16 protein-coding genes are annotated in these 14,462 nt (G+C 62.1%); 6 read left to right on the top strand and 10 right to left on the bottom strand.

All coding sequences use genetic code 11. The annotated features are described in order from the left end of the window. Nucleotides 1-50 precede the first annotated feature (50 nt). Complete coding sequence (gene hutI, locus HGO38_RS21480; RefSeq protein WP_250957947.1) at nt 51-1,265, bottom strand: imidazolonepropionase; 1,215 nt, start codon at nt 1,263-1,265, stop codon at nt 51-53. Nucleotides 1,266-1,383: 118 nt separating this feature from the next. Between hutI and HGO38_RS21475 the strand changes: the two genes are divergently transcribed. Next, nucleotides 1,384-2,733 (top strand): formimidoylglutamate deiminase, encoded by a 1,350-nt coding sequence (locus tag HGO38_RS21475; protein WP_250957946.1) that lies wholly within the window; start codon nt 1,384-1,386, stop codon nt 2,731-2,733. 10 nt (nt 2,734-2,743) lie between these two features. Here HGO38_RS21475 and HGO38_RS21470 read toward each other — a convergent pair whose 3' ends face one another. The 9 genes from HGO38_RS21470 to HGO38_RS21430 form a co-directional block, all read right to left on the bottom strand. After that, the gene (locus HGO38_RS21470) at nt 2,744-4,096 is read right to left on the bottom strand and encodes an LLM class flavin-dependent oxidoreductase (RefSeq protein WP_250957945.1); all 1,353 of its coding nucleotides are present in this window, start codon (nt 4,094-4,096) and stop codon (nt 2,744-2,746) included. A 26-nt stretch (nt 4,097-4,122) separates the two neighbouring features. Further along, nucleotides 4,123-4,875: a histidine utilization transcriptional repressor HutC gene (gene hutC, locus HGO38_RS21465; RefSeq protein WP_250957944.1), complete on the bottom strand. Its 753-nt coding sequence runs from the start codon at nt 4,873-4,875 to the stop codon at nt 4,123-4,125. Further along, nucleotides 4,872-5,663 carry an amino acid ABC transporter ATP-binding protein gene (locus tag HGO38_RS21460; protein WP_250957943.1) on the bottom strand — a complete coding sequence of 264 codons (792 nt, stop codon included), beginning with the start codon at nt 5,661-5,663 and terminating at the stop codon, nt 4,872-4,874. Before HGO38_RS21460 ends, hutC begins: the two co-directional genes overlap by 4 nt. Then, nucleotides 5,660-6,328, bottom strand: coding sequence for an amino acid ABC transporter permease (locus HGO38_RS21455; RefSeq protein WP_250957942.1), 669 nt, complete (start codon nt 6,326-6,328; stop codon nt 5,660-5,662). The genes HGO38_RS21460 and HGO38_RS21455 overlap by 4 nt, the downstream gene beginning before the upstream one ends. Next, nucleotides 6,325-6,966, bottom strand: a complete 642-nt coding sequence (locus HGO38_RS21450) for an amino acid ABC transporter permease (protein WP_250957941.1) — start codon at nt 6,964-6,966, stop codon at nt 6,325-6,327. Before HGO38_RS21450 ends, HGO38_RS21455 begins: the two co-directional genes overlap by 4 nt. 113 nt (nt 6,967-7,079) lie before the next feature. After that, nucleotides 7,080-7,907, bottom strand: coding sequence for a transporter substrate-binding domain-containing protein (locus HGO38_RS21445; protein ID WP_250957940.1), 828 nt, complete (start codon nt 7,905-7,907; stop codon nt 7,080-7,082). Nucleotides 7,908-8,222: 315 nt separating this feature from the next. Further along, the gene (locus HGO38_RS21440) at nt 8,223-8,603 is read right to left on the bottom strand and encodes a DUF6481 family protein (protein WP_250957939.1); all 381 of its coding nucleotides are present in this window, start codon (nt 8,601-8,603) and stop codon (nt 8,223-8,225) included. 109 nt (nt 8,604-8,712) lie between these two features. After that, the gene (locus tag HGO38_RS21435; protein WP_250957938.1) at nt 8,713-8,937 is read right to left on the bottom strand and encodes a hypothetical protein; all 225 of its coding nucleotides are present in this window, start codon (nt 8,935-8,937) and stop codon (nt 8,713-8,715) included. A 139-nt stretch (nt 8,938-9,076) separates the two neighbouring features. Further along, complete coding sequence (locus HGO38_RS21430; protein WP_284739504.1) at nt 9,077-9,301, bottom strand: cold-shock protein; 225 nt, start codon at nt 9,299-9,301, stop codon at nt 9,077-9,079. Between the two features lie 330 nt (nt 9,302-9,631). Here HGO38_RS21430 and HGO38_RS21425 point away from each other — a divergent pair, with 330 nt between their 5' ends. The 5 genes from HGO38_RS21425 to HGO38_RS21405 all read left to right on the top strand — a co-directional run bounded on the left by HGO38_RS21425 (nt 9,632) and on the right by HGO38_RS21405 (nt 14,462). After that, nucleotides 9,632-10,714 (top strand): LacI family DNA-binding transcriptional regulator, encoded by a 1,083-nt coding sequence (locus HGO38_RS21425; RefSeq protein ID WP_250957937.1) that lies wholly within the window; start codon nt 9,632-9,634, stop codon nt 10,712-10,714. Then, nucleotides 10,711-11,733 carry an ABC transporter substrate-binding protein gene (locus tag HGO38_RS21420; protein WP_250957936.1) on the top strand — a complete coding sequence of 341 codons (1,023 nt, stop codon included), beginning with the start codon at nt 10,711-10,713 and terminating at the stop codon, nt 11,731-11,733. The genes HGO38_RS21425 and HGO38_RS21420 overlap by 4 nt, the downstream gene beginning before the upstream one ends. 107 nt (nt 11,734-11,840) lie before the next feature. Beyond that, nucleotides 11,841-12,668 carry an ABC transporter permease gene (locus HGO38_RS21415; protein ID WP_250957935.1) on the top strand — a complete coding sequence of 276 codons (828 nt, stop codon included), beginning with the start codon at nt 11,841-11,843 and terminating at the stop codon, nt 12,666-12,668. After that, nucleotides 12,665-13,444, top strand: coding sequence for an ABC transporter permease (locus tag HGO38_RS21410; RefSeq protein WP_250957934.1), 780 nt, complete (start codon nt 12,665-12,667; stop codon nt 13,442-13,444). The genes HGO38_RS21415 and HGO38_RS21410 overlap by 4 nt, the downstream gene beginning before the upstream one ends. Next, the gene (locus HGO38_RS21405) at nt 13,437-14,462 is read left to right on the top strand and encodes an ABC transporter ATP-binding protein (protein ID WP_250957933.1); all 1,026 of its coding nucleotides are present in this window, start codon (nt 13,437-13,439) and stop codon (nt 14,460-14,462) included. The genes HGO38_RS21410 and HGO38_RS21405 overlap by 8 nt, the downstream gene beginning before the upstream one ends.

The raw sequence follows: 14,462 nt of genomic DNA, 5'->3' as shown, positions 1-14,462 counted from the left end.
GGGGGAGATGTCGGCGTAGCCGACAGAGGGGGGTACCAGTGGAGCGATCCTCACATTCCCCTCCAGACACGGGTGTGCAGCGGGTTGAAACCCATGCGGTAGACGAGTTCGGCCGGGTCCTCGATGTCCCAGATCGCCAGGTCGGCCCATTTGCCGGGCTCCAGCGTGCCGGTTTCATCCTGCAGCCCGAGGGCGCGGGCGGCGTGCCGTGTGGTGCCGGCGATGCATTCGTCGACCGTCAGGCCGAACAGGGTTGCGGCCATGTTCATGGTGAGGAGCAGGGAGGTCAGCGGCGAGGTGCCGGGATTGTTGTCGGTGGCAATGGCCATGGCCACGCCATGCTGGCGGAACAGGTCGATGGGCGGCTTTTTCGTCTCGCGGATGAAATAGAAGGCGCCGGGCAGGATGACCGCAACGGTTCCGGCCTTGGCCATGGCAATGGCGCCAACCTCGTCGGTATATTCCAGATGGTCGGCCGAGAGGCCGCCGAATTCGGCGGCAAGGGCGGCACCATGCAGGTTCGACAATTGGTCGGCATGCAGTTTCACCGGCAAGCCAAGCGCGGCGGCTGCCTCGAAGACGCTGCGGATTTCCGTGACGGAAAAGGCGATGCCTTCGCAAAAACCGTCGACCGCGTCGGCCAGACCAGCCGCATGGGCGGCCTTGAGACCGGGCAGCACGACCTCGCGGATGAAGTCGGCGTTGCGGCCCTTGTATTCGGCTGGCGTCGCATGGGCGCCGAGATAGGTGGTGCGGATGGTCACCGATCGCTCGTCGGCCAGCCGGCGGGCGGCGCGCAGCATCTTCAATTCGTCGTCGACGGTCAGGCCGTAACCGGATTTCACCTCGATTGTCGTCACGCCCTCGGCCATCAGCGCATCGAGCCGGGGTAGGGTTTCGGCCAGGAGTTCCTCTTCGCCGGCGGCGCGGACCTGACGCACCGAAGAGATGATACCGCCGCCGGCGCGGGCGACTTCCTCATAGGTCGCGCCGGCCAGGCGCATCTGGAATTCCCTGGCGCGGTTGCCGGCATGGATCAGATGGGTGTGGCAATCGATCAGGCCTGGCGTGATCCAGCGGTTGCCACAATCCACGATCTCGGCGCTTTCAAGCAGATCGGCCGGCAGGTCGGCCTCGGGTCCTGCATAGAGGATGCGGCCGTTGCTGGCGGCAAGCGCGCCGGATTCGACGATGCCGAGGCCCGAAAACTCGGCCCTCAGAGTGGCCAGACGCGCGTTGCGCCAGATGCGATTTGCTTCAGCCATGGCAGGTTCGTTCCCCGATTTCCCGCATTGCGTCCATGTTATTTTGCCATTATGTATATACTTAATGAAGCGGGACGCAAGTCCAAATCAGGTGAGCCGGATCGGGGGAGTTGGAGCGATGAAGACAATCCATGCGGAAACGGCGCTGCTGCCGGATGGCTTTGCCAGGGATGTGCGGCTGACACTGGTCGGCAACCGGATTGCCTCGGTCGAGACCGGCGTCGCGGCGTCTCCTGAAGACGAACGCCATGGCATGATCCTGCCGGGTATCGCCAATCTGCACAGCCACGCTTTTCAGCGCGGCATGGCGGGGCTCGCCGAAATGCGCGGACCGACCGACGACAGTTTCTGGAGCTGGCGCACGGTGATGTATCGCTTTGCGCTCAGCATGAACCCGGAGCAGATGGAGGCGATTGCCGCCCAGCTCTATGTCGAGATGCTGGAGACGGGGTTCTGCCGGGTCGGGGAATTTCATTACCTGCATCACGATCGCAACGGGCAGCCCTACGACAACCCTGGTGAAATGTCCGAGCGGATCGCCGCGGCGGCATCGACCGCCGGCATCGGACTGACGCTCCTGCCGGTCTTCTATGCGCATTTCAGCTTTGGCGGCGCAGATCCGTCGCCGGGCCAGCGCCGGTTCATCCATGATGTCGAACAATTCTCGCGGCTGCTGGAGGCCTGCCAGGCGCTGCATGTCCAGGTTCCGGGAATGGTGACCGGCATCGCCCCGCACAGCCTGCGGGCGGTCACGCCGGATGAGATACGGCAATTGCTCGGCCTGCCTTTCGATGGGCCGATCCATATCCATGTCGCCGAGCAGGTGAAGGAAGTCGAGGATTGTGTGGCGTGGTCCGGCGCGCGGCCGGTCGAATGGCTGCTCGACAATGTCGGGCTCAACGAGCGCTGGTGTCTGATCCACGCCACCCACATGACCGCCGACGAGACCACGCGCATGGCAAAGACCAGGGCCGTTGCCGGGCTTTGCCCGATCACCGAGGCCAATCTCGGCGATGGCATCTTTGCGGCCGAAACCTTCCTGGAACATGGCGGGCGGTTCGGCATCGGCTCGGACTCGAATGTCCTGATCGGCATTTCCGACGAATTGCGGCAGCTGGAATATGGGCTGCGTCTGGCGAAAAGGGCGCGCAATGTCATCGCGGTGCCGGGCGGCTCGACTGGACGGCATCTGTTCGAAGGCGCCCTTGTCGGCGGGGCGGCGGCCCTTCAGTGCGATGCGGGCCTCACCGCCGGTCAATCGGCCGACTTCTTCAGCCTGAAGCCGCATCACGACTATGGCCTGACCGCTGACAGCCTGCTCGACAGCTGGATCTTTGCCAGGGGGGCCAGCGTCGATTGCGTCTGGTCGGCGGGTCAGAAACAGGTCGAAGGCGGCCGGCATCGGCATGCAGAAGTCGTTGGTGCGCGGTTCCGCAAGGTGATGCGGGAGCTGATTGCCGCCTTCTAAAGGTTCGTGATTACTTACCTTCGCGGGCTGCGACATACCGATTGACGGGCATCGACAGGCCGAGATTTTCGCGCAATGTCGTGCCCTCGTATTCCTCGCGGAACAGACCGCGGCGGCGCAGTTCCGGCACGACGAGTTCGACGAAGTCGTTGAGGCTGGCCGGCAGGGTCGGGAACATCAGGATGAAGCCGTCGGCGGCACGGGCCTCGAACCATTCCTCCATGAAATCGGCGATTTCCACCGGCGTTCCGGTAATGCCGTTGCCGGTACTCTTCTCTGCATAGTGGCGGATGAGATGGCCGAGCGTATGGCCCTGCTTGATATAGTCCTTGAGTTCCTCGAAAAGGGCCTTCGAGCCCTTCGGCTCGGCAGGAAGGCGCTCCATCGGGAAGGGCTTGTCGAGCGGCGCGCCGGACAGGTCGGTCTCGAGAAATTCGCCGAGCATCCAGCGGCCGACATCGGGGTGCAGATTGTCGATCAGGAAATCGACGCGGGCCTGCGCCTCGGCGCGGGTGGCGCCGACATTGACGACCACGCCCGGCATCATCTTCAGATCGTCGGGGGAGCGACCGAACTTCGGCATGCGGTCCTTGACGTTGGTGTAGAAGGCCTGATTGCGCTGCAGGTTTGAGGCGAGGCTGAAGACGATTTCCGCTGTGCGGGCGGCCAGTTCCATCCCGGCCTCCGAGCCGCCGGCCTGGGCGATGACTGGCCGGCCCTGCGGCGAGGCGGCGATGTTGAGCGGCCCGCGAACCTGGAAATGCTTGCCCTTGTGGTCCAGCGTGTGCAGCTTGGTCTTGTCGTAATAGAGGCCGCTCTGACGGTCGAGCAGCAGGGCGTCCGGCTCGAAACTGTCCCAGAGGCCGAAGACCACATCGACGAATTCCGCACCGCGCTCGTAGCGCAGCGCATGGGGCGGCAGGCCTTCCATGTTGAAATTATAGCCGGTTTCGTCATGGTCTGATGTCACCACGTTCCAGCAGGCACGGCCGCCGCTCATATGGTCGATCGAGGCAAAGAGACGGGCGACGTTGTAGGGCTCGTAGTAACTGGTGGAGGCCGTGGCGACGAAGCCGAGGCGTTCGGTGAGCACGGAGAGAGCGGTGATCAGCGTCAGCGGCTCGAAGCGATTCATCTTGGTGGGCGAACGCGACAGGGCATCGGCATCGCCGATGGCGGAGGCCGGCGAATCCGCGACGAACATGAAGTCGAATTTGGCGGCTTCGGAGATTTTCGCCACGTTGAGCAGATGGCCGATATCGTTGGCGCCGTTGACATCGCTGTCCGGATGCAGCCAGGCGGCCGGATTGAAGCCGAACGTATAGACAAAGGTGCCAAGCTTCAGTTTCTCGTCGCGGGCCATGGCCAAGCTTCCTTCTTATTACCGCTCTAAACCAGTTTCTGAGATGGTGTGAACCGCGCCGTCAGCGCGTGGCTGCCGCCGGGATAGGTGAGGCGCACATGGGTGACCGTCTCGTCCAGCCGCCAGGTCTGGCGTTCGACGACCAGAACCGGCGTGCCAACGGCAATCGAAAGCGTCCGGGCCGCCGTCTGGCCGGCGCCTTCGGCGGCGATCCGGTGCTCGGCGGCGTTCCACGGCACATGATCCAGAAGCCAGGGGCCGGGCGACAGCTTTGAGAAATCTTCCGTCTCGGCCTCGGGCACCACACCGAGATTGATCAGGCGTTCCTCAAGGCAGAAGGGGGCTTCGCCTGCATAGTGCAGGCAGGTGATGGCGGCGACCCGCCGCCTTGGCGCCAGGCTCAAGCTGCCGCGCTCGATTTTTGTCGGGGGACGGATGCTTTTGTCGAGAATCTCGTGGCGATAGGGCAGGTTGAGCGCGTTGACCTCGTCGCGGATATTGTAGATTTCCAGGATCGCGCTCTGGGAATTCTGCGGCATGACAATGCTGCCGGTCTTGCGACGGCGCAACACCAGCCCGGCCCGGGCGAGTTGCGTCAACACCTTGTTGACGGTCATGCGGGAGCATCCGTATTCCTCGCCCAGAAGCTGCTCCGACGGGATCTTGTGGCCCGGCGGCCAGCGACCGCTGACGATATTGTCCTGAATGTCATCCAGAATGCGTTGATGCAGGGATTTCGGCGGGTTTTCGCCGATCTCCATGGGTCGTGGCGCAATCATACCAGCATCGAGGCTCCGCGATCGAGATAGGTGTCGAGAAACTGTTCGAGGCGTGGATGGCGCGGTTTGGCAAAAATCTCCGATGGGGCGCCGGTGAACAAGAGCTTGCCATGATCGAGGAAGCTGATCTGCTGGCCGACGGTGGCGGCAAAGCCGATCTCGTGGCTGACGACCACCATGGTCATTCCTTCGGCCGCCAGATCGCGCATGACGTTCAGCACCTCGCCGGTCAGTTCCGGGTCAAGCGCCGATGTCGGTTCGTCGAACAGCATGATCTTGGGCTGCAGGGCCAGCGCCCGGGCAATCGCTACGCGCTGCTGCTGGCCGCCCGACAGCTGCGCCGGATAATGGCCGGCGCGGTTTTCAAGGCCGACCTTTTTCAGCTGGGCCATGGCGCGTTCCTCGGCATCGCGCTTTGGCAATTTGTGCACGGTCTTCAGGGCTTCCGAGACATTGCCGAGCGCCGTCATGTGCGGCCAGAGATTAAATTGCTGGAAGACCATGCCGATCTGCGAGCGGACGCTGCGGATCTGGGCCATCGGCAGACGTTCGCGCCCGCCGTTGGCGTTCTCGTAAAAGCCGAGTGCTTCGCCATGAACGGTGATCATGCCTTCGCTGGTTTCCTCCAGAAAGGCCAGGCAGCGCAGAAGCGTCGACTTGCCGGAGCCCGAAGGGCCGATCAGGCAGGAAACCTTGCCGTCGGGAATATCCAGATTGATGTCGTCCAGTACGGTGCTGGTGCCGAACCGTTTGACAAGCTTGCTGACGGCGATTGCAGGTAGGGTCATGTCGGGGAAAACCTCAGGCGTGACAGGCGGGTTTCGGCAAGCCGGCCGAGGCGGCCGGTGATTTCCACGAGAACCCAGTAGATGATGGCGAGCAGGAAGATCGATTCCAGGAAGGCATATTGCTGCGAACCGATGGCGCTGACGGTGAGCGTCAGTTCCGGCACGGTGATGATCGACAGGATGGCGGTTTCCTTCATCAGGATCACCGACATATTGACCGAAGGCGGCAGCACGAGAAGCGCCATTTCCGGCAGTAGGATGCGGCGGATGATCTGTATCCTGGTGAGCCCCAGGCATTCCGCCGCCTCGATATGGCCGGCGGGAACCGCGGCAAAGCCGGCCCGAAAGATCTCGCTGTAATAGGCCGATCCATAGACCAGCAGGCCCAGAAGACCGCAGGGCAGCGGATCGAGGGCCAGGCCGATGAAAGGGCCGCCGTAATAGAGCAGGAAGATCTGGATCAGGAACGGCGTGCCGCGCAGGATCTCGACGACGACGCCGAGCCCCCAGTTGACCAGCCTGCCGCCGTACTTGCGGGCGGTGGCAACGAGGAAGCCGAGCATGACCGAGCCGATCGTACCTGCGATCCACAGGGCAATGGTGACGCCGAGACCGCTCAGGATTTCCGGCAGCTTTTCGATGATGACATTGATATCGAAGATCATCGCGGCACTCCTGGAAGCGAGCGCTCGATCAGCCCGCCAGTGCGGGCCACCACGAAATTGATGACCAGGTAGAGGAAACCGGCGGCAGCGAAGATCTCAAGCGGCTTGAAGGTGCTGCCGGCCAGATCCTGCGCCATGCGGGTAAGCTCGACGATGCCGACCACCGACATCAGCGAGGATGCCTTCAAGATGAGGATCGCCTCGTTGACCAGGGCCGGAAAGGTCAAGCGGAGAGCGATCGGCACCTTGATGCGCATAAAGGCCTGAGCGGGCGTCAGGCCGAGCATTTCGGCGGATTCGATATAGCCATGCGGGACGCTGGCGAAACCGCCGCGCAGGTTTTCCGCCTGATAGGCGGCGGTACAGAGCGACAGGCCGACAATGGCCGCGACGATGCTCGGCACGTTGATGCCGATGACCGGCAGGAGATTGTAGATCAACAGCAGTTGCACCAGCAGGGGAACGCCGCGGAAGAAGCTGACGAACAGGTTTGCCGGGAAAGAGAAGAGCCGGCTTTTCGACAGCATGGCGCCGGACAGGCCGATGGCAATCGCAAAGCCGATCAGGATCGATACGAAACTGATCGCGACCGTGTAGATCGAAGCCTGGACGAGAAGTTCAAACAGTTTGAAAGACATCGGTCAACGTTCCGTCGGCTTGGTGTGCTGGGACACCGGCGCGGTCTTGATCTGGAGGAACGGGCTGCGCGCCTTACGGTGCCGCGCGCAGCCAAGATCGGGACTGCCGGTGCTTAGAACGCCGGGTCGGTGACCGCGTCCGGCGTGTCGAAGCTGGCGCCGAACCACTTCTTCTGGGCTTCGGCCAGGCGGCCATCACCCTTCATCTTCAAAAGTGCTGCGTCGATGGCATCCATCAGCGTCGCGTGATCGGCATCCTTCGTGCCGATGAAGCCGAAATAGGCCTTCTTGCCGAAGGGCGGCAGGACGACTTCAAACGTGTCGGGGCGCTGGCTGGCCACGAAAGCGATATTGGGCAGCGAGTTGGCGACACCGGCGATACGGCCGGCGGCGAGGTCGGCGTAGGATTCGGTGAAGGCCGGATATTCGCGGATGTCGACCTTGGCCGACAGGGTGGCCGAATATTCGGTCAACTGGGCGAGCTGCGATGTGGCCTTGCCGACGCCGATCGCCTTGCCGGCAATGTCTTCCGGCTTGCTGATCGAGGTGTCGCCGGCCTTTTTCAGAACGGCAACGGTTGCCTCGGCGATCGGCGGGGTGAAGCGGTAGCGCTCCATGCGGGCCTTGGTGATGGTGGCCGGGCCGGCGACCATGTCGAACTTGCCGGCTTCCAGGCCCGGGAAGACGCCTTCCCAGGGCAGGGCGATCCATTCGATGGAGACGCCGAGTTCCTTGCCGATTTCGGCAAAGAGATCGACGTTCAGGCCGGCATGGGTGCCGGCATCGATGAAGTCGAACGGGGCAAATGCGGTTTCGGTGCCCACTTTCATGGTGCCGGCCGCCTTGATGCGCGCCAGCGCATCTTCGGCGTGAGCCGATAGGGTGGCACCGAAAAGAAGAGCGGCGCCAAGGGCTGCCTTCAAGAAAAGTCGCTTGTGCATGGTGATGTCTCCAGTTTACCGTTCAATCCCGCGAGGGGCGCTGTTCCCGTTTATTCGGCCGATGAGTAAGGATCCCGGCCGTTAATTGACTATACAAATAGACAGAGCTTCGCCGACGGAGTCAACGCAAAATCCGAGGATCTGTTCGCAGGTGCGGTATGGCTGGCATTGGTCGGGACGGCGAGGCGTGGCCGATCATCCGCGTGCGATTTGCACGGTGACGTTTGCAATGGTGCAAACACTGGGTCTTACATAGAGCTGTGACCGGCGGCCGGAAGGCCGTCGGTCGCAATGGCGCACAGTCGGGAGTTCAGATCAGCTTTTGCGAGCTTTGCGGTTGGCATAACGCCGGTCGCGCTCGGCCTTGCGGGCCGCTTCGTCTTCGATGACGCGCGAGATGCGCTCCTTGTCGGCGGCTTCGCGATGCTCGGCTTCGGCCCGTGCTTCGGCATCGGCCGCTTCGGTCCGGGCCGCCGCTTCGGCGAGCTCACGCTGGTGTTCTTCTGCCTTGGCGCGTTCGCGCTCGGCCCGACGCTCTTCGCGGGCGCTGGAAATGGCTGCGCGCTCGGCAAGCTTTGCCTCCAATGCGGGTGCATTAGCGGCCTTGGCCGCCTTGAAGCCCTCCAGTAGGGCCTTCTTTGCATCAATTGCTGCCTGGCGACGATCGGACAGGCCATTGTCTCTCGTGTTTTTCAAATCTTTGGTTCCGCTTTGGACATTTTGGAAGAGTAGAAGTCAGACGGGCCAGGCTTCAGCTTGCGCAGAGCCAGGCGATGCCGTCTTATCGATGTGCCGTCAATCCAGATTAGCGCTTGGTAGCGCGTTTGGCGACGGGGGTGGCGGGGACGGAGGCCAGATCAATGGCTTCCTTGGCCATCCGCAATTCGCGCAGGCGGACGGTTTTTTCGTCGCGAGCCTGCACGACTGCATCCTGCTCTGACACAACGCGGCTGCGGGCCAGAAACTGGGACTGTGTTTTTCCGAAAGCCGACTCGGCGTGCTCTCGGGCCTTGCTGGGGGTGTCTGTCAAATCCGGTATCCTGAGTGTTGGTCGCCGGGAAGCGATTGACCGATGTAGAAAAGGCCAGGCATGTTGCCTGGCCCTCTGATGGTGCTTATGCCCTCGACGATGCCAGTACATCCGTGGTCACCGGAGAGCACAAGACCGATTAGGCAGCCTGGAGCTGGCAAGCGGACATTTTGCCCGACTTGTTGTCGCGTTCCATCTCGTAGCCGATCTTCTGGCCTTCGACGATTTCGCGCATGCCGGCCCGTTCAACAGCAGAGATGTGGACGAATACGTCCGCGCCGCCGTTGTCAGGCTGAATGAAGCCGAAGCCCTTGGTGGAATTGAACCATTTTACTGTGCCAGTGGTCATAACGAACCCTTTCATAGCGATTGCATAACCGACGCACGGATGTGCGCGGATTGAAGTCTCGATTTTTGAAGGGGAAGTTCGTCCAGGGCGCGTTGTCAACGCGCAATAACAAAAGTCAAGCAAGCAAATATCGACAACCAGTAGATAGGCAAAAACAGACGGAATGTCAACTTTTAGTTTTTTCAGGATGGCTTATTCCTCTGGAGGTAGTGACGAGGAGCGGCACTCGCCTCGTCGCGATCGCCGATGTGCCCCGCCGGCGCTTTCCTGGCAAGCGGCCAGTTGACAGAGATTATCGGCTCCGCTATCGATGATTAATCGTTTAATCATGTGGGGCGGCCAGACATGGCAATCCAGCGGCCGGGAGCCAATTTGGGCAATATCGCGAAGGCGCTCGGCGTCTCTGTCGCGACCGTGTCCAATGCGCTGTCGGGCAAGGGACGGGTGTCGGCAGAACTGATCGAGCGGGTGCGCGCCAAGGCGGCCGAGCTCGACTATACGCCGAGCCTTGCCGGACGGGCCTTGAGAACCGGACGTAGCGGCGTGCTGGGTCTCGTTCTTCCCGACATTGCCAATCCGTTGTTTCCGCAGATCGCCCAGGCGATCGAGTTCGCGGCAACCAATGCCGGCTATGGCGTGCTGATCGCCGATTCGCGCGGCAGCGTGTCGATGCAGACGGAGGCGATCAATCGGCTCATTGAGCGGGGCGTCGATGGCATCGTCATTGTGCCGCGCCGCGGAACGCGCATCGCAGATATCGGCTGCCCGGTGGCGGTGATCGACAGTCCCTCGACGCCGGGCAACACAGTCTCGGCCGATCACTGGCAGGGTGGTCAGGTCGTTGCCGAGCATCTCGTGTCGCTTGGTCATCGCAAGCTACTGCTGATCGGCAACAATTCGGCGTCCAACGTTCAGAACGACCGTATCGGAGGCATGAAGTCACGGCTGCCGGTCGGTGGACAGGCGGATGTGCTTTGGATCGAAACGCACGAACAGCGTCATGGCAAGGGTTGCCTGCTTGGCTTGAGGGCTTTGGTGGAAGAAGGGTTTACCGCCTTTGCTGCCGTTTCCGATCTGCATGCGCTGCGGGCGCTCACGGAACTGCAAAGCGCCGGCATCTCGGTTCCGGGCGATGTCAGCGTGACCGGTTTTGACGATCTTGTCTGGTCTTCGGTCGTCACCCCAAGCCTGACGACAGTGCGCATGGATATGGCGGCGATTGCCGAAATCGCCGTGGCGGCCCTAGTGCGCGTTATCGAGGCCGAAGGCGGGGGCGGCGATGGAGACCCGCGAACCACGACCGGCACGGTGGTTGCCGCCGACCGGACCAGCGTACCGATGGAACTGGTCGTTCGTCAGACATCCGCAGCGCCCAAGACTTCTTTCCGTGAAGACCCCAAAAAACCGACCAAAGGAGAACGCATATGACCAAGACAATGCTGGCCTCGGCCACCGCGCTGGTGCTGACCATGGGCGCTGCGCAGGCCCAGGAAAAGACCCTGACGATTTCCGTCTATGCCTTTGCGCAGGACGAGTTCAAGGAAATCGTCTACGATCCCTTTGAAGCCAAATGCGGCTGCAAGCTGGTGGTCGAGACCGGCAACAGCGTCGAGCGGCTTGCCAAGATCGAGGCCAACAAGGCAAACCCGGTTATCGACATGGCGGTCGTGTCCATGGCAGATGCGCTCTCGGCATCGCGCGGCGATCTGATCGAGAAGATCGATACCGCCAAGCTCAGCAATTTCGACAAGCTCTACGACATCGCCAAGGATCCGAACGGCGACGGCATGAGCATCGGCTATACCTTCTATGCCACGTCCATCGTCTACCGCACCGACAAGATGAAGATCGAATCCTGGGCCGATCTGTTGAAGCCGGAATATGCCGGCCATGTCGCCTTCCCGAATGTCACGACCAACCAGGGGCCGCCGTCGCTCTACATGCTCGGCCAGGCGCTCGGCACCGATACGCCGGATCTGAAGGGTGCGATCGAAGCCGTCGGCGCCAAGAAGGACGAGATCGTCACGTTCTATGTGAAGTCCTCGCAGCTCGTGCAGCTCATGCAGCAGGAAGAAATCTGGGCAGCGCCGATCGGTCGCTTCTCCTGGGCGCCCTTCACCAAACTCGACCTGCCGCTCGGCTGGGCGACGCCCAAGGAAGGCCAGACCGGCGGCATGAATGTCATGGTCGTCACCAAGGGTTCGAAGAACCAGGACCTGGCGCTGGAATTCATGGATTTCTGGCTGTCGACCGAGATCCAGACCAAGCTGGCCGAAAAGCTGATCGACAGCCCGGCCAACAAGGATGTGAAGGTGTCCGAAGAGGTCGCCAACAACATCACCTATGGCGAAGAGACCGCCAAGAGCCTGAAGCTCATCCCGTCGGCCGTTGCCCTCGACAACCGCGATGCCTGGTTGTCCGAGTGGAACGCCAAGGTCGGCCAGTAAATCTGGTCTACGAATGCCTCCCAAGGCAAGGGGCGCGGCGTGCGGACTTCGGTTCGCGGTCGCGCCCCGACTGATCACTGCAAACCGTTCATCAAGGACGAGATCCTATGTTCAACAATCGGGCCGAAGCCCTGGCGCTTGCGCTGCCGGCGGCCATTTTTGCCGGGGTGGTATTCCTGCTACCGGTCATCCTGTTGTTGTCGGAAGGGTTCCGCTCGGCCGATAGCTGGACGCTTTCGGCCTATGGGAATTTCTTTTCCGAGCCGCTGAACCGCACCGTGTTCCTGCGTACGCTCAGGCTTGGCGCCCTGGTGACCGTGGTTGCGGCGGTGATCGGCTATGCGGCGGCCTATGCGATTGTCAGCCTGTCGCCGGGGGCCAAGGGCCGGATGATCGGCCTGGTCGTTCTGCCGCTGATGATTTCGCCTGTCGCCCGCACCTATGCCTGGATCGTCATTCTCGGGCGTACCGGCATCGTCAATCAGGCGCTGATGGCGGTGGGTTTGAGCGATGAGCCGTTCCGCATCCTGTTTACCGAGACAGCTGTGTTCATCGGCCTGCTGCAGCTTTTCCTGCCGCTGATGATCATCTCGCTGGTCAGCGCGCTTGAGAACCTGCCTAGAGATGCGGTACCGGCGGCCCGGGTGCTCGGGGCGAACTGGTTTCAGGTGTTCTGGAAGGTCATCCTGCCGCTCACCAAGGAGGGCCTGGTTGTCGGCGGAACGCTCGTCTTCACCGGGTCGATGACCGCCTATATCACGCCCGCCATTTTGGGCGGCTCCAAGGTGCTGATGCTGGAAACCCTGCTCTACCAGCAGGTGACGGTTGCCAATAATTTCGTCTCGGCCAGCGTCATCGCCTTCATCCTGATCGTCATGAGCTTTGCCGCCAATATTCTCCTGAAGCGCATCGCAACGGCGAGGAACAAGACATGATCCAGAGACTGTTTGCGCCGATCACGCTTGCTCTCGTGCTGATCTTCCTGATCGGGCCCTTCCTGATCATCGTCGCCGCATCCTTTTCGGCCGGCGACACGCTGGCCTTTCCGCCGCAGGGCTTTTCGTTCAAGTGGATCCTCAAGGTCTTCACCGTCGAGAGCTTCCGCGAAAGCTTCGTGATGTCGATGGTTCTGGCAATCGGCGGCACGTTCACGGCGCTCGTGCTTGGCATTCCGGCGGCCTATGCCATGTCGCGCTACAGGCTGCCCTTCGCCGAGACCGTGCGCACCGTCGTCTCGGCGCCGATCATCGTTCCCGGCATCATCGTCGGCCTGGCGCTGTTGCGCTATTTCGTCGTGCCGATCGGCCTGTCGATCACGCTGGCGCTGTTCCTTGCTCATACCGCTCTGGTTCTGCCCTATGCGGTGCGGGTGGTGTCGGCCAGCCTCAACAACCTGCGCTCGGATATCGAGGAGGCAGCCGTGCTGCTCGGTTCGTCGCGGCTGGGCGCCTTCTTCCGCGTGGTGCTGCCCAATATTCGCGGCGGTATCCTGTCGGCTTTCATTCTGGGCTTCGTCACCAGCTTCAACCAGGTGCCGGTCTCGCTGTTCTTGTCCGGTCCCGGCGTGCGCACCCTGCCGATCGACATGATCGGCTATATGGAGATCGTCTTCGATCCTTCGGTCGCTGCCCTGTCGTCGCTGCTCGCCTTCCTGTCCATCGGCATCGTTTTTGCGGCCGAACGTTTTCTGGGGTTCTCCCGTTATGTCTGACACATCCTTTCTGACACTCGACAAGCTGTCGCTCGCCTATGGCAATACGGTTGCCGTCAGGGATCTCGACCTTGAGATCCGCAAGGGCGAACTGCTGGCACTGCTGGGGCCGTCCGGCTGCGGCAAGACCACCACGATGCGCTCGATCGCCGGGCTGATGACCCCGGTCGGCGGCCGGATCCGTCTCGATGGCGTGGATATCACCCGCGTGCCGGCCAACAAGCGGGCTGTCGGCCTGGTCTTCCAGTCCTACGCGTTGTTTCCCCATCTGTCGGTGTTCGAGAATGTCGCCTTCGGCCTGAAGCTGAAGGGCATGCGTGGCGCCGAACTGGAGGTCAAAGTGGCGGCCGGCCTGAAGTCTGTCGGGCTGTCCGCCTTTGCAAGCCGCAAGACACCGGAGCTGTCCGGCGGCCAGCAGCAGCGCGTGGCGCTGGCCCGCTCCATGGTGATGGAGCCGAAAGTGCTGCTGCTTGACGAGCCGCTGTCCAATCTCGACGCGCGGCTACGCCTGGAAATGCGCACTGAACTGCAGCGCGTGCAGAAGGAAAGCGGCGTGACGATGATCTTCGTCACCCATGACCAGGTCGAGGCGCTGGCTCTGGCCGACCGGATCGTGGTGATGAAGGGCGGTGCCATCGAGCAGATCGGCACGCCGGAAGAGATCTACAACCACCCGGTGTCGAGCTTCGTTGCCGATTTCGTCGGGTTCGAAAACATCTTCGCCATCCGCAACGGGAATCTGGTGACGGCAGGCGGCGAGATCACCCTTTCAGGCAAGCTGCCCGTGGCGGCGGGACTTGCCTGGCGTCCGCGCGCGATCACCTTGGGGGCTGGGCCTCTGATGGGGGTCGTGCGCGGCGTTTCCTTTGCCGGCGGCACGCGCGAATATGTGCTGGAGACAGCGCTCGGCGTGATTAAGGCGGAAGTCGATGCGGCAAATCCTGCCCATGCGCTGGGCACTGAGGTCGCCTTCGACCTGCCGGTCGAGGGCGCCGCTCCTCTCAAACGGTTCGGGTGA

It is taken from the genome of Rhizobium sp. CG5, from assembly GCF_023701945.1.
Classification (GTDB): domain Bacteria; phylum Pseudomonadota; class Alphaproteobacteria; order Rhizobiales; family Rhizobiaceae; genus Allorhizobium.
The sequence above is the reverse complement of the archived record's forward strand: the minus strand, read 5'-3'. Positions and strand labels throughout refer to the sequence as shown.